18 protein-coding genes are annotated in these 18422 nt (G+C 73.6%); 6 read left to right on the top strand and 12 right to left on the bottom strand.

Features of this window, described 5'->3' with window-relative positions; translation table 11 throughout:
- Positions 1 to 83 precede the first annotated feature (83 nt).
- Complete coding sequence (locus ACFYWL_RS02305) at positions 84 to 245, bottom strand: hypothetical protein (protein WP_386966789.1); 162 nt, start codon at positions 243 to 245, stop codon at positions 84 to 86.
- A 172-nt stretch (positions 246 to 417) separates the two neighbouring features.
- Positions 418 to 765, bottom strand: coding sequence for a GroES family chaperonin (locus ACFYWL_RS02300; protein ID WP_386966131.1), 348 nt, complete (start codon positions 763 to 765; stop codon positions 418 to 420).
- 86 nt (positions 766 to 851) lie between these two features.
- Between ACFYWL_RS02300 and ACFYWL_RS02295 the strand changes: the two genes are divergently transcribed.
- Positions 852 to 2264: an AI-2E family transporter gene (locus ACFYWL_RS02295; RefSeq protein WP_386966734.1), complete on the top strand. Its 1413-nt coding sequence runs from the start codon at positions 852 to 854 to the stop codon at positions 2262 to 2264.
- A 43-nt stretch (positions 2265 to 2307) separates the two neighbouring features.
- Here ACFYWL_RS02295 and ACFYWL_RS02290 read toward each other — a convergent pair whose 3' ends face one another.
- Positions 2308 to 4470 carry an ATP-dependent DNA helicase gene (locus ACFYWL_RS02290; protein WP_386966129.1) on the bottom strand — a complete coding sequence of 721 codons (2163 nt, stop codon included), beginning with the start codon at positions 4468 to 4470 and terminating at the stop codon, positions 2308 to 2310.
- Positions 4471 to 4608: 138 nt separating this feature from the next.
- Between ACFYWL_RS02290 and ACFYWL_RS02285 the strand changes: the two genes are divergently transcribed.
- Complete coding sequence (locus ACFYWL_RS02285) at positions 4609 to 5115, top strand: DUF402 domain-containing protein (protein ID WP_386966126.1); 507 nt, start codon at positions 4609 to 4611, stop codon at positions 5113 to 5115.
- A 46-nt stretch (positions 5116 to 5161) separates the two neighbouring features.
- Here the strand turns inward: ACFYWL_RS02285 and sigJ are convergent, their stop codons facing one another.
- Positions 5162 to 6115 carry an RNA polymerase sigma factor SigJ gene (gene sigJ / locus ACFYWL_RS02280; protein ID WP_386966124.1) on the bottom strand — a complete coding sequence of 318 codons (954 nt, stop codon included), beginning with the start codon at positions 6113 to 6115 and terminating at the stop codon, positions 5162 to 5164.
- A gap of 189 nt (positions 6116 to 6304) precedes the next feature.
- On the opposite strand from sigJ, the gene ACFYWL_RS02275 reads away from it, so the two are divergent.
- The 3 genes from ACFYWL_RS02275 (at position 6305) to ACFYWL_RS02265 (ending at position 9080) form a co-directional block, all read left to right on the top strand.
- Positions 6305 to 7216, top strand: coding sequence for a PPK2 family polyphosphate kinase (locus ACFYWL_RS02275; protein ID WP_386966731.1), 912 nt, complete (start codon positions 6305 to 6307; stop codon positions 7214 to 7216).
- A 225-nt stretch (positions 7217 to 7441) separates the two neighbouring features.
- The gene (locus tag ACFYWL_RS02270) at positions 7442 to 8068 is read left to right on the top strand and encodes a DUF47 domain-containing protein (RefSeq protein WP_043965192.1); all 627 of its coding nucleotides are present in this window, start codon (positions 7442 to 7444) and stop codon (positions 8066 to 8068) included.
- Between the two features lie 4 nt (positions 8069 to 8072).
- Positions 8073 to 9080 carry an inorganic phosphate transporter gene (locus tag ACFYWL_RS02265; protein ID WP_074472375.1) on the top strand — a complete coding sequence of 336 codons (1008 nt, stop codon included), beginning with the start codon at positions 8073 to 8075 and terminating at the stop codon, positions 9078 to 9080.
- Positions 9081 to 9143: 63 nt separating this feature from the next.
- Here the strand turns inward: ACFYWL_RS02265 and ACFYWL_RS02260 are convergent, their stop codons facing one another.
- Complete coding sequence (locus ACFYWL_RS02260; RefSeq protein WP_386966119.1) at positions 9144 to 10112, bottom strand: Gfo/Idh/MocA family protein; 969 nt, start codon at positions 10110 to 10112, stop codon at positions 9144 to 9146.
- An 81-nt stretch (positions 10113 to 10193) separates the two neighbouring features.
- Between ACFYWL_RS02260 and ACFYWL_RS02255 the strand changes: the two genes are divergently transcribed.
- Positions 10194 to 11027, top strand: coding sequence for an NUDIX hydrolase (locus tag ACFYWL_RS02255; protein ID WP_386966117.1), 834 nt, complete (start codon positions 10194 to 10196; stop codon positions 11025 to 11027).
- Positions 11028 to 11133: 106 nt separating this feature from the next.
- On the opposite strand, the gene pstB is transcribed toward ACFYWL_RS02255, so the two are convergent.
- From pstB to ACFYWL_RS02220, 7 genes are all read right to left on the bottom strand, one after another.
- Complete coding sequence (gene pstB / locus ACFYWL_RS02250) at positions 11134 to 11910, bottom strand: phosphate ABC transporter ATP-binding protein PstB (protein ID WP_074472378.1); 777 nt, start codon at positions 11908 to 11910, stop codon at positions 11134 to 11136.
- 20 nt (positions 11911 to 11930) lie between these two features.
- Positions 11931 to 13019 carry a phosphate ABC transporter permease PstA gene (gene pstA, locus ACFYWL_RS02245; RefSeq protein WP_386966115.1) on the bottom strand — a complete coding sequence of 363 codons (1089 nt, stop codon included), beginning with the start codon at positions 13017 to 13019 and terminating at the stop codon, positions 11931 to 11933.
- On the bottom strand, positions 13016 to 14107 hold the full coding sequence (gene pstC, locus ACFYWL_RS02240; RefSeq protein ID WP_386966112.1) for a phosphate ABC transporter permease subunit PstC: 1092 nt from the start codon (positions 14105 to 14107) through the stop codon (positions 13016 to 13018). The genes pstA and pstC overlap by 4 nt, the downstream gene beginning before the upstream one ends.
- Before the next feature lie 48 nt (positions 14108 to 14155).
- Positions 14156 to 15262 (bottom strand): phosphate ABC transporter substrate-binding protein PstS, encoded by a 1107-nt coding sequence (pstS, locus tag ACFYWL_RS02235; protein ID WP_386966109.1) that lies wholly within the window; start codon positions 15260 to 15262, stop codon positions 14156 to 14158.
- Positions 15263 to 15579: 317 nt separating this feature from the next.
- Positions 15580 to 16503: a mycothiol synthase gene (gene mshD / locus ACFYWL_RS02230; RefSeq protein WP_386966107.1), complete on the bottom strand. Its 924-nt coding sequence runs from the start codon at positions 16501 to 16503 to the stop codon at positions 15580 to 15582.
- A gap of 90 nt (positions 16504 to 16593) precedes the next feature.
- On the bottom strand, positions 16594 to 17475 hold the full coding sequence (locus ACFYWL_RS02225) for a polysaccharide deacetylase family protein (protein WP_386966104.1): 882 nt from the start codon (positions 17473 to 17475) through the stop codon (positions 16594 to 16596).
- A 147-nt stretch (positions 17476 to 17622) separates the two neighbouring features.
- Positions 17623 to 18336, bottom strand: a complete 714-nt coding sequence (locus ACFYWL_RS02220) for a response regulator transcription factor (protein WP_043965210.1) — start codon at positions 18334 to 18336, stop codon at positions 17623 to 17625.
- Between the last annotated feature and the right edge of the window lie 86 nt (positions 18337 to 18422).

Here is an 18422-nt window from a genome sequence, read left to right as displayed (position 1 = left end):
CCCGCCGTCTGCGCCGGCCCGCCGTCCGCGCCGGCCAGTCGGGCCGGAAAGTCGGGCCGGAAAGTCGGGTCGGGCGGGCCGGGTCAGGTCGTCAGGCCGGTGAGGAAGTCGCCCATGCCCTGGGCCATCACCATCAGGCCCCCGCCGACCGACCTGCACACCTGCGCCGCGCCGTCCGGCCGGAACGCCACGAAATAGATCAGGAACGCGACGCCGCCCCAGAGGAACACCTTTTTCCAGAACACCGGCAGGCTCCCCTCCCCAGGGTGCTGGACGTGCCTGGCGTTCCCGTCGCGGACGGCCGCAAACGATGCGCCCCCCGCCAGGCGGCACACGGTGCGCCCGGGGGGAGGAGTGTCAAGGAGGTGTTTGGAGGGGACCCCTGCTATGCAGAAAGCGTTAACAGGGGGCCCTTCCTTACAAGTAGAGGCCCGTGGAGCCCGTCGACTCCGCCTCGACTCGCTCGGCGGCCACCGCGTGCACGTCCCGCTCGCGCAGCAGCACGTACCCCCGGCCGTGCAGCTCGACCTCGGAGCGGTCGTCGGGGTCGAAGAGGACCCGGTCGCCGGAGACGATCGAGCGGACGTGGGGGCCCACGCCGACGGCGGTGGCCCAGGCGAGGCGCTTGCCGACGGCGGCGGTCGCCGGGATCACGATGCCGGCGGTGGAGCGGCGCTCGCCCTCGCTCCCCTCCAACCGCACCAGCACCCGGTCGTGCAGCAGGCGGATCGGCAGGCCGGAGTCGAGGTTGTCATCGGCGGTCACGACGGAACGGTACCGCGTCCCCGCGGGCCGGTCTGCCGGTGGTTACGGGGTTGCCGCCCGGGCAATGTTGGCGCAACCGCCCTAGGCTGGGACGGTCGGACGTATCCTGTCCCCCCTGTCGTCTGGGCGGGCGGGTTCTGCTGCGGGAGGTGCGCTTGAGCCGCTTCGAGCGGGTACGGGGACGGCTGCGCCGCGCGTACGAGTCGGGACGGGACGCGGTGCGGCAGGCCCGCGCCGACCCGACCGGGCGGGCCGACGCGCCGGGCCACCGCGCGCTGCCCGGCAGCATCGACGCGTCGGCCGAGGCCGGGGTGGCCTCGCCCCGCTCGCCGGGGCCGGCGGCATCGCCGTCGGCGGTCGTGGTCGGCGCCGAGCCGCCCGCCGCGCTGCACAACTCCACCGCCAGCCGCGACGACGCGGACGTGCCGCACGCGCTGCGCATCGGCGCCGCCTGGTCGTGGCGGCTCATCGTCATCGGGGTCGTGCTCTGGGCGCTGCTGAAGGTCGTCGCGACCGTCAGCATCGTGATCATCCCGTTGGCCATCGCCATGCTGCTCTCGGCGCTGCTCGCGCCGGCCGTGGGCTGGCTGCTGCGGGCGCGTTTCCCGCGTTCGCTGGCGACCGCGGTGGTGCTGGTCGGCGGCCTGGCCGCCGTGATCGGCACGCTGACGCTGGTGGTCAACGAGTTCATCAAGGGTGTGCCGGAGCTGAGCAAGAAGTCCTCCGAGGGCGTCCGGCAGATCCAGGACTGGCTCAAGACCGGCCCGCTGCACCTGTCGGACAGCCAGCTCGACCGGTACATCGAGGAGGCGCAGACCTGGATCAACAACAACACCGAGCGGTTCACCAGCGGGGCCGTCTCCACGGCGGCGACCCTGGCCGAGGTGCTCACCGGCATCGTGCTGGTGCTGTTCGCCACGTTCTTCTTCCTGCGCGACGGCAACCGGATCTGGCGGTTCCTGGTGCGGCTGCTGCCGGTGGCGGCCCGGTGGAAGGTCGACGACGCCGGCCGGGCGTCCTGGGAGACGCTGGGCGCCTACGTGCGCGCCACGGTGCTGGTCGCGTTCATCGACGCGGTCGGCATCGGCACCTTCCTGGTCGTCTTCGACATCCCGTTCGCGTTCCCGCTGGCGGCGCTGGTCTTCCTGGGGGCGTTCATCCCGATCGTCGGGGCGGCGCTCTCCGGCGGGGTCGCGGTGCTGGTGGCGCTGGTCGACAGCGGCCCGGTCACCGCCCTGATCATCCTCGGCGTGGTGATCGGCGTGCAGCAGGTCGAGGGGCACGTGCTCCAGCCGCTGATCATGGGCCGGGCGGTGGCCATCCACCCGCTCGCGGTGATCATCGGCATCGCGGCGGGCGTGGTGCTCGCCGGGATCACCGGCGCGCTGGTGTCGGTGCCGCTGATCGCGGTGCTCAACACGGCCGTCCGCCGGCTCGCCGCGCGTACGGTGCCGGACACCCCGCCCGACGCCGTGGTGGTCGCCTCGCAGGCGCCCTGACCGGCCGGCGGGTGAACAGCCCACGCGGCGGCGCGGGCCCGCGTCACGACCTGCCGAGCCGCTCCAGCGCCCCCCGGGCCACCTCCGGGCGCGTCGTATACCAGAACGGGGGCAGCGAGCGGCGCAGGAACGGGCCGTAGCCCCGGGCCGTCTCCAGCCGCGAGTCGAGCACCGCGACCACGCCCCGGTCGCCGGTGGCCCGGATCAGCCGGCCCACCCCCTGCGCCAGCCGGACCGCCGCGATCGGCACGCTGACGGCGGAGAACCCGGAGCCGCCGCCCGCGTCCACGGCGGCGGCGCGGGCCGCCGCGAGCGGCTCGTCCGGACGGGGGAACGGCAGCCGGTCGATCACCACGAGCTGGCAGGAGTCGCCCGGCACGTCGACCCCCTGCCACAGCGACATTACGCCGAACAGGCAGCTCGACTGCTCCTCCCGGAACCGGCGCACCAGCAGCGGCAGCGCCTCCTCGCCCTGGAGCAGGATCGGCAGGTCGGTCTTCGCGCGCAGCAGCTCCGCCGCCTGCTGCGCGGCCCGCCGGGAGGAGAACAACCCGAGGGTACGCCCACCCAGCGCCCCGACCAGCGCCAGCAGCTCCTCGCCGGCCGCGTCGGGCAGCCCCGAGGCGGCCGGGCGGGGCAGGTGCGCCGCCACGTAGAGGATGCCCTGCCGGGCGTAGTCGAACGGGGAACCGACGTCGAGCGACCGCCAGCCCGGCCCCTCGGTGGCGGGCACGGTGCCCGTGGTGGGGCGGCTGCCCGGGGCGGCGGCCACCGGCGTCGCGCCGGCCGGGGCGTCCCCCCGGGCGGTGGCGGCGGCCAGCGCGGCGGCGGCCGGGGACGGCGGGGCGGGCGGCGGCGCCTCCAGCCCCAGCGCCCGGGCCACCGTGTCGAACCGCCCGCCCAGCGCCAGGGTCGCCGAGGTGGCGACGACGGTGCGCTCGTCGTACAGGTGGGTGGCGAGGGTGCCGGCGACCGACAGCGGGGCCACCACCAGGGCCCGCCGGCTGCCGTTGTCGGGCTTCTCCACCCACGCCACGTCGTGCTCGGACTCCTCCAGCAGCCGCTGGGCGGTGGCGGACAGCTCGTCGAGCACCGCCTTGGCCTGCTGCTTGCGGACCGGGTCCGGATCGTCGGACTTGACCTCGCCGATCGCGTCCAGCGCGGCCCGGGTGGCGGCGTCGAGCAGCGTGCACGCCTCGCGCAGCGGGCCGGGGAGCCCGGCCGTGAGCCGGCCGGCGGGCACCTCGGCCAGCCCGACGGCGAGCGCGTCGCCGGCCCCGGTGAGCCGCTCGGCGACCTCCGGGCGCAGCAGCGGCCGGGCCCGCCGGGTGGACCGGTCGATCAGCTCCGGCACCAGCTCGGCCTGGGCCGCCGAGGAGACCCGGTCGGCCAGCTCGTGCGCCTCGTCGACGATCAGCAGCTTGTGCGGCGGCACGATGTGCCGGCCGGCGATCATGTCGACGGCGAGCAGGCTGTGGTTGGTGACCACGATGTCGGCCTCCCGGGCGCGGGCCCGGGACGCCTCGGCGAAGCACTCCGCGCCGAACGGGCAGCGGGACGCCCCCACGCACTCCCGGGCCGGCATCGACACCAGCCGCCAGGCCAGGTCGTCGACGCCCGGGTCCAGCTCGTCACGGTCGCCGGTGTCGGTCTCCATCGCCCAGTCGCGCAGCCGCTCGATCTGCTTGCCGAGCCGGCCCGCCTCGCCGAGCCACCTCCCGCCCCCGCCGCCCGGCCGGGGCTCGACGGCGTCGAACAGGGTGTCCGTCGGCTCGTCCTCCGTCGAGTTGTCCAGCCGGGCCAGGCACAGGTAGTGGTGGCGGCCTTTGAGCACGGCGAAGGTGGGCCGGCGGCCGAGCACGGGCTCCACCGCCTCGGCGAGCCGGGGCAGGTCGTGCTCGACGAGCTGGGACTGCAACGCCAGGGTCGCGGTGGAGACCACCACCGGGCCGTCCACGGTCAGGGCCGGGGCCAGGTAGCCCAGCGACTTGCCGGTGCCGGTGCCGGCCTGCACCAGCAGGTGCTCGCCGGAGGCCACGCACTCGGCGATCGCCGTGGCCATCTGCTGCTGGCCGGGGCGGGCCGCGCCGCCGGGGACCGCGCCGACCGCCGCGGCGAGCAGTTCCGCGGCGTCGGCCCGCTTGCCGCGTCGCCGGGCGGAGGCGCGGGGAAGGGCGGAACCGGGAGCGGTGCGCGGCGGAGTCACCGTGCGAAGGTACCCGTCGCCGCCGACACCGGTCCGCCCCCGCCCCGCGTGGCGGGGTCACGGTACGAAATCTCCCGGCATCGATTCCGTTACTTCCCACCGCGCGACAGGTGGGTGGAATCGACTAGGGTGCGACTCATGCCGAGCGACGTGGTCCGCGTGATCTACCGCAAGTACGACGGCAGCGCCCACCGCGACTACCCGGCCCGCCGCCTGACCACCGACGACCTCGGCGTGTGGCTCGGCGTGCCGGCCGGCACCGAGTCCGTCTACCATGGTCGGCCGTCGGTCGAGCAGATCCCCTTCGTGCTGCTGGTGCCGCACCACGCCTGGTGGACGTGCATGTTCAACCCGCCGCCGCGCACGAGCGAGGTCTACTGCGACATCGCCACCCCGGCCCGCTGGGAGGGCGACGACACCGTCCACCTGTTCGACCTCGACCTCGACGTGGTGCGCCGCCGGGGCACCGGTCTGGTCGAGCTGCGCGACGAGGACGAGTTCGCCGAGCACCGGGAGCAGTTCGGCTATCCCGACGACCTGGTGGCCGAGGCGGAGGCCGCCTCCCGCTGGCTGTTGGGCGCGCTCGGCGACGGCAGCGAGCCGTTCGCCACGGCGTACCGGAAGTGGCTGGCCCTGGTGGTCTGAGCCCGGCGCGGCGCGCGGGCCGTGATCGGCGCGGCGGGCCGGCCCGTCACGAGCGCGGCGGCCAGCCGGCCTCCGGCCCGAGGCCGGGCACCCGGGTCAGCTTGTCCGGGTTGAGCTGGTTGAAGATGCCGGTGATCCGGCCGTCGTGCACGGTGAACGCGGTCACCAGGCGCAGCGGCCGGCCGTCGGTGTGCACGGTCTCGAACTGCAACCCGAGCGCGCCGTCCACCAGCACCGGCCGGGTCCGCAGCCGCGCGCCGTAGCGGCCCGCCCGCCCGAACAGGCCCAGGGTGAACCGGCCCACCGCGTCGGCGCCGGTGACCGGCCGCCGGGCCGCCGGGAAGTGCCCGCCGGAGTCGCCGACCAGCACCACGTCCGGGGCGAGCACCCGGACCAGCTCGGCCAGCTCGCCGGACTCGGTCGCCGCGACGAACGCGGCCACCACCCGCCGCTGCTCGGCCGGGCCGGCGCTGTGCCGGGGCGCGTCGGGCGCGGCGAGGGCCCGCCGGGCCCGCGAGGCGAGCTGCCGGGCGGCCACCGCGGTCGTGCCGAGCACCTCGGCGACCTCGTCGAACGGCACCGCGAACACGTCGTGCAGGACCAGGGCGACCCGCTGCTCGGGGCCGAGCCGCTCCAGCAGCACCAGCAGGGCCGTGCCGAGCCGGTCGGCCCGGACGGCGCGCTCGGCCGGGTCGGGCGCGAAGCCCTCGCCGTCCAGCGGCGTCACGACCGGCTCGGGCAGCCACTGCCCCGGGTACGTCTCCCGGCGCACCCGCGCCGAGCGCAGCACGTCCAGGCAGATCCGCCCGCAGGTGGTGGTCAGCCAGGCGGCCAGGTTGGCGACCTCCGCCCGCCGCGCCGGGTCGCCCAGCGCGCCCGCGCAGCGCAGCCAGGTCTCCTGCACGGCGTCCTCGGCCTCGCTGCGGCTGCCCAGCATCCGGTACGCCAGAGCGGTCAGCCGCCCCCGCTCCGCCTCGAACCCGTCGACCAGCTCCGTCAACGCCGCCCACCTCCCGCGCGCACGATTCTCCCCACCACCTGACGCCCCGGCGACCCCGGACGTGACATCGGCGCTCGACGGGCGGGAGTGGCCGGGGTGGGTGATGATCCAGTCATGAGCGGGTTCCATGGTTCGCGGGCGGACGCCGCCCACGCTGATCGTGACGTCGTGCCGCCCGAGGGGGCGACGATGCGGGAGCTGCTGCGGGTGGGCGGGGACGCCGTCGACCTGGCGGCGATCGATCCCCGGTCGACGCCGGGGCTGCCGGCGTCCGCCGCCGAGGGCGGCGGGGGCCGCAAGGCGTGGGCGCGCGGGCAGGTGCGGCTGCTCGGCGCGACCCTGGGGCGGCAGCAGGAGATGCTGTACGCCGCCGCGCAGGCCGCCGCCGGTCCGGGCGTGCCGACCGGCGCTTCCCCGGCGGACGACGCCGCCCCGGGGCGGGGCCGGCCCGACCGGGTGCTGCTGGTGCTCCAGGCCATGGACTGCGGCGGCAAGGACGGCACGATCCGGCGGGTGGCCGGGGCGATGAACCCGCTCGGGTTGCACATCCGCTCGTTCGGCCGGCCCACGGCCCAGGAGCTGCGGCACGACTTCCTGTGGCGGATCCGGCGGGCCCTGCCGCCGCCCGGGCACGTCGGGGTCTTCAACCGGTCGCACTACGAGGACGTGCTGGTCGCCCGGGTGGAGTCGCTGGTGCCGGAGGCCGTCTGGCGGGCCCGGTACGACGAGATCAACGCCTTCGAGCGGAAGCTGACCGACACCGGGGTGGCCCTGGTCAAGGTCATGCTGCACATCTCGTACGCCGAGCAGGGCGAGCGGCTGCTGGCGCGGCTGACCGACCCGACGAAGCACTGGAAGTACCACCCGAGCGACCTGGACTCCAGGGCCCGTTGGGGCGACTACCAGGCCGCGTACGCCGAGGCCCTGAGCCGGTGCGGCACGGACGCCGCGCCGTGGCACGTGGTGCCGGCCGACCGGAAGTGGTACCGCGACTGGGCGGTGGCGCACCTGCTGCGGGAGACGTTCGACGACCTGGATCTCGGGTATCCGCCGGCGGACTTCGACGTGGCGGCGGAGCGCAGACGCCTGTGCGGCGACTGACCGGCGGCGCGCTCGCCCGACGGTCGACCGGCCGCTCGTGCGGCGGCCGGCCGGCGGTTGCGGGCCGGCTGACCGGTTCCAGGTGAACGACAGGTGAACGACCAGTAAATGGCGGCTGGCCAGGGGTGGGCCGACGAATTCGCGGCCCGGCCGTTTCCTAGCATTCCCGTTGCAGGCACCCCCGGGCGTCCGCCACCCTTCCACCGACACGACGAGGTCCAGGCTGTGAAGTTTTCCTTCCGCCCCACCGAGGGCGCCTTCTACGAGCTCTTCACCAGGGCCGCGCAGAACCTGGTGCGGGGCACCGAGCTGCTGAACGAGCTGGCCCTGCCGGGCGTGGACGTGCAGTCGGTGAGCGAGCGGCTGACCGAGGTCGAGCACGACAGCGACCAGATCACCCACGACCTCTACAAGAAGATCAACTCCACCTTCATCACCCCGTTCGACCGGGAGGACATCTACCGGCTGGGGTCGCTGCTCGACGACGTGATGGACCACCTGGAGGCCGTCGGCAACCTGCTCTACCTGTACGGGCTGACCAAGCTGCCGGCGCTCCCGCGCGAGCTGCACGAGCTGGTCAACGTGCTGGACCAGCAGGCGAAGCTGACCGCCGAGGCGATGCCCCGGCTCAAGTCGATGAAGGATCTCGAGGACTACTGGATCGAGTGCAACCGGCTGGAGAACGACGGGGACCAGGCGTACCGGATGCTGCTGGTCCGCCTCTTCTCCGGCGAGTACGACGCCTTGACGGTGCTCAAGATGAAGGAGGTCGCCGACGAGCTGGAGGCCGCCTGCGACGCCTTCGAGCACGTGGCCAACACCGTCGAGACCATCGCGGTCAAGGAGTCCTGATCCTGTGAGTCCCGAACTCATCGCCGTGCTGGCGGTGATCGCGGTGGCCCTGGCGTTCGACTACACCAACGGCTTCCACGACGCCGCCAACGCGATCGCGACCAGCGTCTCCACCCGTGCCCTGACACCCCGGGTCGCGCTCGCCCTCGCCGCCGTCGGCAACTTCGTCGGCGCCCACTTCGGCGCCGGGGTCGCCAAGACCGTCGGCGACAACCTCGTCACCCTGCCCACCGGCATCGCGAGCCTGGGGGTGGTCTTCGCCGGGGTGCTCGGCGCGATCGCCTGGAACCTGATCACCTGGTACTTCGGCCTGCCGTCGTCGTCCTCGCACGCGCTGTTCGGCGGCCTGGTCGGGGCGACCCTGCTGGCCACCGGCGGCGTCGTGCAGTGGATCAACATCGGCGAGAAGGTGCTGCTGCCGATGGTGCTCTCGCCGATCGTCGGCCTGACGCTGGGCTACCTGCTGATGCTGGCGATCCTGTGGCTGTTCCGCAACGGGCAGCCGGGCAAGCTGAACCGGGGCTTCCGCTGGGCGCAGACCGCGTCGGCGGCGGCCATGTCCGTCGGCCACGGCATGCAGGACGCCGCGAAGACCATGGGCATCGTGGTCCTCGCCCTCTACACGGGCGGTTTCCAGGACGACAAGACCCACATCCCCGGCTGGGTGTTCTGGACGTCGGCGGCGATGCTGGCGGCCGGCACGTACGCCGGTGGCTGGCGGATCATCCGGACGCTCGGTCGCAAGATCATCGACCTGGGCCCGCCGGAGGGCTTCGCCGCCGAGACGGTGGCCAGCTCGGTGCTCTACTTCAACGCCCTGGTGCTCCACGCGCCGATCTCCACCACCCACACGATCACCTCGGCGATCATGGGCGTGGGGGCGACGAAGCGGCTCTCCGCGGTGCGCTGGAACGTGGCCGGCAACATCGTGGTCGCCTGGATCATCACGTTCCCGGCGGCGGCGCTGATCGCCTGCGTCACCTACCTGCTGGTCCGCCCCCTGTTCGGCTGACCGCCGGTAAGGAGGGGCCCCCTGTTAACGCATTCTGTTGTACAGGGGGCCCCTCCTAACCCCTCACTTGTAGTGCACGCCGATCTGCCCGCGGATCTCGTCCAGCAGGCCCATCACCTCCAGCGTGGTGGCGTGCGGCACCAGCGGGCTCTCCGTCAGCCCCGCCGCGAGGCAGCGCTGCACCTCGATCGCCTCGTACTGGTAGCCGCCGCCGGTCAGGTCGGCCGGGATCGTCTCCGGCTCCGCGCCGGCCCGGTGCAGCGTCGCCGACGGCGGCCGGAAGAACGGCGCGGGCAGGTCGACGCGGCCGGCGGTGCCGGTGATCGAGGCGACCAGCGGGCTCGCCCCGATCATGCCGCAGCTCAGCGTCGCCACGGCCCCCGAGTCGTAGCCGAACACGATGCCGGTGTTTTCGTCCACCCCCTCCGGGCCGATCTTCGCCCAGGCCCGCACGTGCTGCGGGACGCCGAGCAGCAGATGGGCCAGGCTGACCGGGTAGACGCCCAGGTCGAGCAGCGCGCCCCCGCCCAGCACGCGGGCCCGCATCCGGCTCTCCGGCGCGAACGGCCCGGCCACCCCGAAGTCGGCCTGTACGCCGGTGACCTGCCCGATCGCCCCGTCGGCCAGCAGCTCGACCACCCGCAGGATCAGCGGGTTCGTGCGCATCCACATGGCCTCCATGAGGAAGACCCCCCGGGCGCGGGCCGCCTCGACCAGCTCGGCGCTGTCGGCCAGGTCGAGGGTGAACGGCTTCTCCACCAGCACCGCCCGGCCCGCCGCCAGGCAGGTCATGGTCGCCTCGTGGTGCGCCGCGTGCGGGGTCGCCACGTAGATCGCGTCCACCTCGTCATCGGCGGCCAGCTCCGCCCAGGACCCGTACGCCCGCTGCGCGCCGTGCCTGTCGGCGAACGCCCGTGCCGCCTCCGGCGTGCGCGAGCCGACCGCGACCAGCTTGGCCCCCGGCACGTGCCGCAGGTCCTCGGCGAAGCGGCCGGCGATGTGGCCGGTCGCCAGAATGCCCCAACGTGTCATGCGCTCACGCTAGCTGGGCGGGCGTCGGCTCCCCGCCGTCGCCGGACCGGCCGATCCATCCTGCGGGACTACGCTCGCGGCATGACGATCGACAGTCACGGCTTTCCCGCCCCGCCGGCCCTGGTCGAGCACGCCCGGCGGTTCCGCGCCGAGGGCGGCACGCCCGCGCCGCCCCGGGTCGCGGCCACCGTGCTGCTCCTGCGCCCGGCCGGCGACGACTTCGAGGTGTACGTCATCCGTCGCGTCGCCGCGATGGCCTTCGGCGGCGTGTACGCGTTCCCCGGCGGCGGGGTGGACCCGTCGGACTCCGCGGCCCACCTCGACTGGGCCGGGCCGGAGCCGGCGGGCTGGGCCGGGCGGCTGGGCGTCGCGCCGGACGCCGCCCAGGCGGTGGTGTGCGCCGCCGCCCGCGAGGTCTTCGAGGAGTCCGGGGTGCTGCTGGCCGGGCCGGGTCCGGCGACCGTGGTGGGCGACGTCAGCGGGGACGACTGGGAGACCGCCCGGCAGGACCTGGAGGCCCGTCGGCGGGGCTTCGCCGACCTGCTCGCCGGGCGGGGGCTGACCCTCCGGTCGGACCTGCTGCTGCCGTGGAGCCGGTGGATCACCCCCGAGTTCGAGCCGCGCCGCTTCGACACGTACTTCTTCGTGGCCCTGCTGCCGGCCGGGCAGCGGACCCGGGACGTCTCCGGCGAGGCCGACCACACCATGTGGGTACGCCCGGCGGACGCCCTGGCCCGCGCGGAGGCCGGCGAGCTGACCATGCTGCCGCCGACCCTGGTGACGCTGGCCGAGGTGGCCGCCGCCGGCGACCTGGCCGGGGTGGCCCGGGCGTCGGCCACCCGCGACGCGGCGACGCCGATCACCCCCCGCCTGGAGCTGCCGGCCGACGGCGAGCCCCGCTTCGTGCTCGGCTGAGCGCCCTCGCCCTGACGGCCGACGGCCCGCTCGGCGTGGCGCTGGGTTAGGAAGGGCCCCCTGTGCAACAGAAAGCGTTAACAGGGGGCCCTTCCTTGCAAGCACCTCAGCCGAAGCGGCCGGTGATGTAGTCCTCGGTCTTCTTCTGGCTCGGGTTGCTGAAGATCTTCTGGGTGTTGTCGTACTCGATGAGGCGGCCCGGGTCGCCGGTCTTCTCGATCGAGAAGAAGGCCGTGCGGTCGGAGACGCGGGCGGCCTGCTGCATGTTGTGCGTGACAATGATGATGGTGAACTTGTCCTTGAGCTGGAACATCAGGTCCTCGATCGCCAGCGTGGAGATCGGGTCCAGCGCCGAGCACGGCTCGTCCATCAGCACCACCTGCGGCTCGACGGCGATCGTGCGGGCGATGCAGAGCCGCTGCTGCTGGCCGCCGGACAGGCCCGCGCCCGGCTTGCCGAGGCGGTCCTTCACCTCGTTCCAGAGGTTCGCCGCGCGCAGCGAGTTCTCGGCCGCCTCGTCCAGGATGGACTTCTTGCGCACCCCGTTGAGCCGCAGCCCGGCCACCACGTTCTCGTAGATGCTCATGGTGGGGAACGGGTTGGGCCGCTGGAAGACCATGCCGATCATCCGGCGTACGGCGGTGACGTCCACGTCGCGGTCGTAGATGTTCTGCCCGTCGATGGTGAGGTCGCCCTCGACGCGGGCGCCCGGCAGCACCTCGTGCATCCGGTTGATCGACCGCAGGAACGTCGACTTGCCGCAGCCGGACGGCCCGATGAGGGCGGTCACGGTCTTCGGCTCGACGGTCAGGTTGATGTTCTCGATCGCCTTGAAGCCGCCGTAGTAGGCGGTGACGTTGGTGGCGTCGACGCGCTTGGCCATGGTGGTGGTACCTCCGGGATTCATCGGCCGAGCCGGTTCCGGCGAGCCAGCAGCTTCGCCGCGATCGTCAGGATCAGCACGAGGGCGACCAGGGTCAGCGCCGCCGTCCACGCGCGGGCCGGGGCGTACTTCGACGCGTCGCCGGCCTGCTGGTAGACGAACAGGGCCAGGGACGACTGGTTGTTCTCGAACGGGTTGAAGTTGATCGCCGCGCCGCCGCCGGCCACGAGCAGCACCGGCGCGGTCTCGCCGGCCGCCCGCGCGATGGCGAGCATGACGCCGGTGACGATGCCGGGCAGCGCGGTCGGGAGCACGACCCGCAGGATGGTCTTCCACTTCGGCACGCCGAGGGCGTACGCCCCCTCGCGCAGCGGCGCGGGGACGAGCCGCAGCATCTCCTCGGTGGAGCGGACGACGGTGGGCAGCATCAGCACGCTCAGCGCCAGCGCGGCGGCGAAGCCGGAGAAGCCCGGCCGGCCGTCGTTGAACACCGGCGAGACGACCAGCACCCAGAAGGCGAGCACGAACAGGCCGGAGACGATGGACGGGATGCCGGTCATCACGTCGACGAAGAACCGGATCGCGAAGGCGAACCGGCCCCGGCCGTACTCGACGATGTAGATCGCGCAGAGGATGCCGAGCGGGACGGTGATCAGCGCGGCGATGCCGACCTGCTCCAGCGTCCCGACGATCGCGTGGTACGCCCCGCCGTTGGCGTCCCGGGCCCCGATGTTGTTCATCGAGGTGCCGAAGAAGTTGCCGTCGAGCCGCTCGACGCCCTTGCTGACCAGCGTCCACACCACGGAGGCCAGGGGCAGGACGGCCAGCACGAACGCGGAGTGGATCAGCGCGCTCCAGGTGCGGTTGCGGGCCGAGCGCCGCCCCTCGACGGCGTGCGCGGCGGCGAAGAGGCCGGCCAGGTAGAGCAGCGCGGCGACGGCCACGACGAGCACGGGGCCGCCGATGCCGGCGCCGTATACGACGGCGGCGGCGACCGCGACGGCCCCGACGGCGATGGCCGGCGGGGCGTACTTCGGCAGCCGCTTCGCCCGGAGCGTGGCCGGCTGGGCCGGCGGCCGGGTGCGGTGGTGGGCGACGGTGGTGCTCATGCGGCCGACTCCGTGAACTCCCGGCGACGGTAGATGATCGCCCGTGCCGTGATGTTGACGATCAGCGTGATGGTGAACAGCACCAGGCCGGAGGCGATGAGGGCGCCCCGTCCGGTGTCGTTCGCCTCGCCGAACGCGTTGGCGATGTTGGCGGCGATGGTGTTGCCGCCGTTGGAGATGAGGTTGAACGAGATGCCGAAGGTGATGCCGAGGGTCATCGCCAGCGCGATGGTCTCGCCGAGCGCGCGGCCGAGGCCGAGCATCACGGCGGCGATGATGCCGGGGCGGCCGTACGGCAGGACGGCGGTGCGGATCATCTCCCACCGGGTCGCGCCGAGCGCGAGGGCCGCCTCCTCGTTGGCGGTCGGGGTCTGGAGGAACACCTCGCGGGAGAGCGAGGTGATGATCGGCAGCACCATGATCGCCAGCACCAGCGCGCCGAGCATGATCGACTTACCGAACGGGCCGTCGCCGCCGAAGATCGGGATCCAGCCGAAGTAGGTGTTCAGCCACACCGAGAAGTCCCGCACCGGGTTGACGAAGATGTCCCGCCCCCACAGGCCGAAGACCACGCTCGGCACGGCGGCCAGCAGGTCGATCAGGAAGCCCAGCGCGGTGCCGAGCCGGCGCGGCGCGTAGTGGGACAGGTAGAGCGCGATGCCCAGCGCCACCGGCACCGCGATCAGCAGCGCCAGCGCGGAGCTGAGCACCGTGCCGAAGGCGAGCGTGCCGATGCCGAACTTCGGGGCGGTGTCGTTGGGCGACCAGCCCTCGTACGTCCAGAAGTTCGCGGTGTTGGCGCGCAGGGCTGGCACCGCCTTGGCGATCAGGAAGACCGCGATGGCGGCGATGATCACCAGGACGGCGGCGCCGGCGGCCAGGGTCAGGCCGCGGAAGGCGCGCTCCGCGCCGAAGGCCCGCGCCCGGGGCAGGCCACCGCCGCCGCCGAGGCCGCCCCCGTCGGGGGTACGGGTGCTGACTGGTGCCTCGGCCACACGCGCCGAGGCACCGGCGGGCCGCTCGTGGCCTGAGGCCACGCGGGTCCCGCCGGTGCCGGCGTCGGCCGAGCGGGGAGGGGTTTCACCCATCTGCTCGCTCGCTTCGAGTTGAGGGAGGTGTGGTGGTGTCGGTGGCGGTCAGGAGAGGTTCTTGACCGCGGCCTCGACCTTGGTGCGGACCGAGTCCGGCAGCGGGGCGTAGCCCAGCTCGGTCAGCTCGGCCTGGCCCTGGGCGCTGGCGGCGTGGCCCAGCAGGCCCTTGACCAGCGGCAGCTTGTCGGCCGCGATGCCCTTGCTGCAGACGATCTCGTACGTCACCAGGACGATCGGGTACGCCCCGGCCTCCTTGGTGCTGTAGTCGACCGACATCTTCAGGTCGTCGCCCTGGCCCTCGATCTTGGCCCCGGCGATGGTCTTGCCCGCGTTCTCGGCGGTCAGCTCGGCGAACTCGCCCGCGCCGTTACCGATCTTGGCCATCTTCAGGCCGGCGTTCTCGGCGAAGGACCACTCCATGTAGCCGATCGAGCCGTCCGCGCCCTTGACGGAGCTGGCCACGCCGTCGGAGCCCTTCGCGCCGGTGCCGCCCGGGGCCTTCCACGCCTTGGCGTTCTCGAAGGTCCAGTCCGCGGCGGAGGTCTTGGCCAGGAACTTGGTGAAGTTGTCGGTGGTGCCGGACTCGTCGGAGCGGTGCACCGTCTGGATGGTGGTCGACGGCAGCTTGGCGTCCGGGTTGTCGGCCTTGATCGCCGGGTCGTCCCACTTGGTGACCTTGCCCGCGAAGATCTTCGCGAGGGTGGCCGGCTTGAGCTGGAGGTTGTCCACGCCGCTGACGTTGTAGGCGACGGCGACCGGGCCGATCACCATCGGCAGGTGGATCGCCGCGCCGCCGCTGCACTTGGCGTCGGCCTGCGGCTGCTCCTCGGGCTTGAGCGCCGAGTCGGAGCCGGCGAAGTCGGCGGTGCCGGCGATGAACGCCTGGATGCCCGCGCCCGAGCCGGACGGCTCGTAGTTGATCGTGCTGCCGGCGCACTTCTGCTGGTACGCCTTGATCCACTCGGCCATGGCGTTCTTCTGGGCCGACGAGCCCTGCGCGTTCAGGGTGCCGGTGGCGCAGTCGGCCGCGCCGGCCGAGCCGGACGCGGAGGCGCCGCCGGCGGGCTCGTTGTTGTCCGAGCCGCATGCACTGAGACCGAGCACCGCAGTAAGAGCGAGGCAGGCGATAGTGCCGTGCCGCTGGAGCTTCACCTGAGGGGTTTCCCTTCACGTCTGGACGGGCCGTTCCCGGCTGGGTGGCCCGGGGGAGGGCCGGCGTGACCCGGCTGAACTGAAAGTTAGGAGGGCCAGGTAGCCGGATCGCCGGTCGCAAGTGAACGAGGAGTGAACAGGTGCGGCCGGGCGGGTTGCCGTGGGCTGAGGAAGGGTTGTCCATTTCGTGAACTCGCGGCCGACTATCGCTATTAATGCGATATATCCGGGCAGCCGTTATCGCGCCGAGGCCGTGGCGTGACACCGCCGTGACTCGCGAAGCGAGGGAAACGCGAAGCGAGGGAAACGCGAGGCCGTCAGCCGAGGTGGTAGTTGACGTGCGCGGACCACCGGGCGAAGCCGGCCCGCTCGTAGAGGGCGACCGCCCCGGCGTTCGACTCGTCCACATAGAGCATCACCCGGTCCAGCCCCCGCCCGCGCAGGTACGCCAGCCCGGCCGAGGTGAGCGCCCTGCCGAGCCCGCCGCCGTGCGCGGCCGGGTCGACCCCGAGCACGTAGACCTCGCCGATGCCGGCCGTGCCGGGCCGGGTGTGCACCTTGGTCCAGTGGAAGCCGAGCAGCCGGCCGGTGTCCGCGGTGACGGCGAGCAGGAACCCGGCCGGGTCGAACCACGGCTCGGCGAGGCGTACCCGCAGGTCGGCAGCCGTCCAGCGGCCCTGCTCCGGGTGGCTGGCGAAGGCCCGGGCGTTGAGCGCGAGCCAGGCGTCGTCGTCGCGCCCCGGCACGAACGCGCGCAGCAGCACCCCGTCGGGCAGGCGCGGCTCGGGCAGCGGGTCGACCAGCGGCCGGCGCAACTGCCAGAGCACCCGGGCCCGGGTGAGGCCGAGGTCGACGCCGAGCGCGGCGGCGGACGGGTGGTCGCCGTGCGCCCAGGCGCGTACCGGCCCGGTGGCGGCGGCGAGGGCCGCGCGGGCCAGCGCCCGGCCGGTGCCCCGCCGCCGGTGCGCGGGATGCACGGCCAGCTCCACGCCGACGCCGCCGGCCGGGTCGGTGGTGTCCAGGTGGGCGTACCCGGTCAGGGTGCCGTCCGGCGCGCGGGCCGTGAGGTGCACGGCCGGGGCGTGCGGGTCGCGCAGCCGCAGCAGCGTGTGCTCGTCGAACGGGTCGGCCCCGTCGGCGTCGCCCGCCGCGCGGGCCAGGGCCAGCACCTCGGCCGTCTCGCCCGGCGTCAGCAGGTCGGCCCGGTTCACCCGGTCGGTCGTCGGCTCGGCGCTGCTCATCGGACCAACGGTAGCCGGTACGCCGCTCGCGCGCGGCCGTCGGCTCGGGCGCCCGTGGGCGGCAGGCCGACGCCCGGGCGACGCCCCGGCTCAGGTGGTGCCCGCGGCCAGGGCCTCCAGCCGGAACCGCGCCGCCAGGTCCGGCAGGAGGCTGCGCAGCGCGTCCACCGTGCCCTGCCGGTTGCCGCCGGCGTCGTGCAGCAGCACGATCGAGCCCGGCTGTGCCTCGGTGGAGACGTCGTGGACGATCCGGGCCGCCCCCGGGGCCCGCCAGTCCGACGGGTCGACGGTCCAGTGCAGCGGGACCAGCCCCAGTTCCTCGGCCACCGACACCACCGGGTACGTCCACGCGCCGCCCGGCTGGCGGTAGTAGGCGATCTCGGCGTCCGGCACGGCGGCCCGGATCGCCGCGTTGGTGCGCAGCAGGTCGGCCCGGATGACATCGGTCGACCGCTTGCCGAGCAGCTCGTCGTGGTGCCATGAGTGGTTGCACAGGGTGTGGCCGTCGGCCACGATCGCCTGGATCAGGTCGGGGTGGCTCTGCGCGTTCTCGCCGACCACGCAGAACGTGGCCGTGATGCCGTACTTTCGCAGCAGCGCCAGGACCTGCGGCGTGTACTGCGGGTCCGGCCCGTCGTCGAAGGTGAGCGCCACCTGCGCCGAGCCCGTGGTGACCCGGGCGCCGAACAGGCCGTCGCCGGCGTCTTCCGGTGGCGGCGCGGTCCGGCCGTCCTGACCGGCCTCGGTGGGCGCGGCAGGCCCTCCGGAGGTGGGCGGCGGCCCGCCCGGGCCGGGGCCGGTCTGCGCCGGCTGGTCGGCGAAGCTCGGGTCGTCCGCGCTCGCGGTGACCCCGGTGGCCTGCCGGGCCGGGCCGGGCACCATGCTGCGGCCCAGCACGTACGCGGAGCCGAGCAGGGAGACCACCACGAGGGTGGCGAGCGCCACGAACCGCCTGGTCGCGTCGACGCGCATCAGTGGTCGCCGCCGCTCGGTCGCGGGGGCCGGCCCCTCGTCGCCCCCGTGTTGATCGCACGCACCGTCGCCCCTTTCCTCGACCACTCGCCAATCAGGGTAAAACTGGCGAGTGCCGCAAAAAGGGCAAACCGGTAATCGGGTCGGTCAGACGGGGATCGGGGCGTGCTCCGACTCGGGCAGCGACCGCGACGGCGGCACGACGAACTTGTAGCCGACCTGGCGCACGGTGCCGATCATCGACTCGTACTCCGAGCCGAGCTTCGCCCGCAGCCGCCGCACGTGCACGTCCACGGTGCGCGTGCCGCCGAAGTAGTCGTAGCCCCAGACCTCGCGCAGCAGCTGGTCCCGGGTGAAGACCCGACCCGGGTGCTGGGCCAGGAACTTCAACAGCTCGAACTCCTTGTACGTCAGGTCGAGCGGCCGGCCCTTGAGCTTCGCGGCGTACGTGTCGGGGTCGATGCTCAGCTCGCCGGCCCGGATCGAGCCGCCGGCCCCGGACGTGGCGTTGCTCAACCGGCCGACCGCCAGCCGTAGCCGCGCCTCCACCTCGGCCGGACCGGCGCTGGCGAGGATGACGTCGTCGACGCCCCAGTCCGCGTTCAGCGCGATCAGCCCGGCCTCGGTGACCACCGCGACCAGCGGCACCCCGAGCCCGGTGGCGTGCAACATCCGGCAGGTGGCCCGGGCCTCGCTCAGCTCCGAGCGCGCGTCCACGAGGACGGCGTCCGGGCTCGGGCCGGCAACCAGCGTGCGGACGTCGCGGGGCGCGGTGCGCACCGAGTGTGGCAGCAGGTCGAGCGCCGGCAGCACCACCGATGGTTCACCTGCGCGCGCGGTCACCAGCAGCAGGATCTCCACACGATCACCTCCGTCCCGGCGGCCCTCAAGGCCGCGCGCGACCAGCAGCACCCTGAGGCGGGGTGCGCTGAGAACTTGCGTGGGTC

The sequence above is a fragment of the Micromonospora sp. NPDC002575 genome (assembly GCF_042889525.1).
Classification (GTDB): Bacteria; Actinomycetota; Actinomycetes; order Mycobacteriales; family Micromonosporaceae; genus Micromonospora; species Micromonospora carbonacea.
The sequence above is the reverse complement of the archived record's forward strand: the minus strand, read 5'-3'. Positions and strand labels throughout refer to the sequence as shown.

Bases quoted from the DNA above. Each gene is read 5' to 3' on its own strand.
- ACFYWL_RS02285 (WP_386966126.1), top strand. From the start codon at position 4,609: ATGCCGAGCGACGTGGTCCGCGTGATCTACCGCAAGTACGACGGCAGC.
- ACFYWL_RS02275 (WP_386966731.1), top strand. From the start codon at position 6,305: ATGCGGGAGCTGCTGCGGGTGGGCGGGGACGCCGTCGACCTGGCGGCG.
- ACFYWL_RS02260 (WP_386966119.1), bottom strand. From the start codon at position 10,112: ATGACACGTTGGGGCATTCTGGCGACCGGCCACATCGCCGGCCGCTTC.
- ACFYWL_RS02255 (WP_386966117.1), top strand. From the start codon at position 10,194: ATGACGATCGACAGTCACGGCTTTCCCGCCCCGCCGGCCCTGGTCGAG.
- pstB (WP_074472378.1), bottom strand. From the start codon at position 11,910: ATGGCCAAGCGCGTCGACGCCACCAACGTCACCGCCTACTACGGCGGC.
- pstA (WP_386966115.1), bottom strand. From the start codon at position 13,019: ATGAGCACCACCGTCGCCCACCACCGCACCCGGCCGCCGGCCCAGCCG.
- pstC (WP_386966112.1), bottom strand. From the start codon at position 14,107: ATGGGTGAAACCCCTCCCCGCTCGGCCGACGCCGGCACCGGCGGGACC.
- mshD (WP_386966107.1), bottom strand. From the start codon at position 16,503: ATGAGCAGCGCCGAGCCGACGACCGACCGGGTGAACCGGGCCGACCTG.
- ACFYWL_RS02225 (WP_386966104.1), bottom strand. From the start codon at position 17,475: ATGCGCGTCGACGCGACCAGGCGGTTCGTGGCGCTCGCCACCCTCGTG.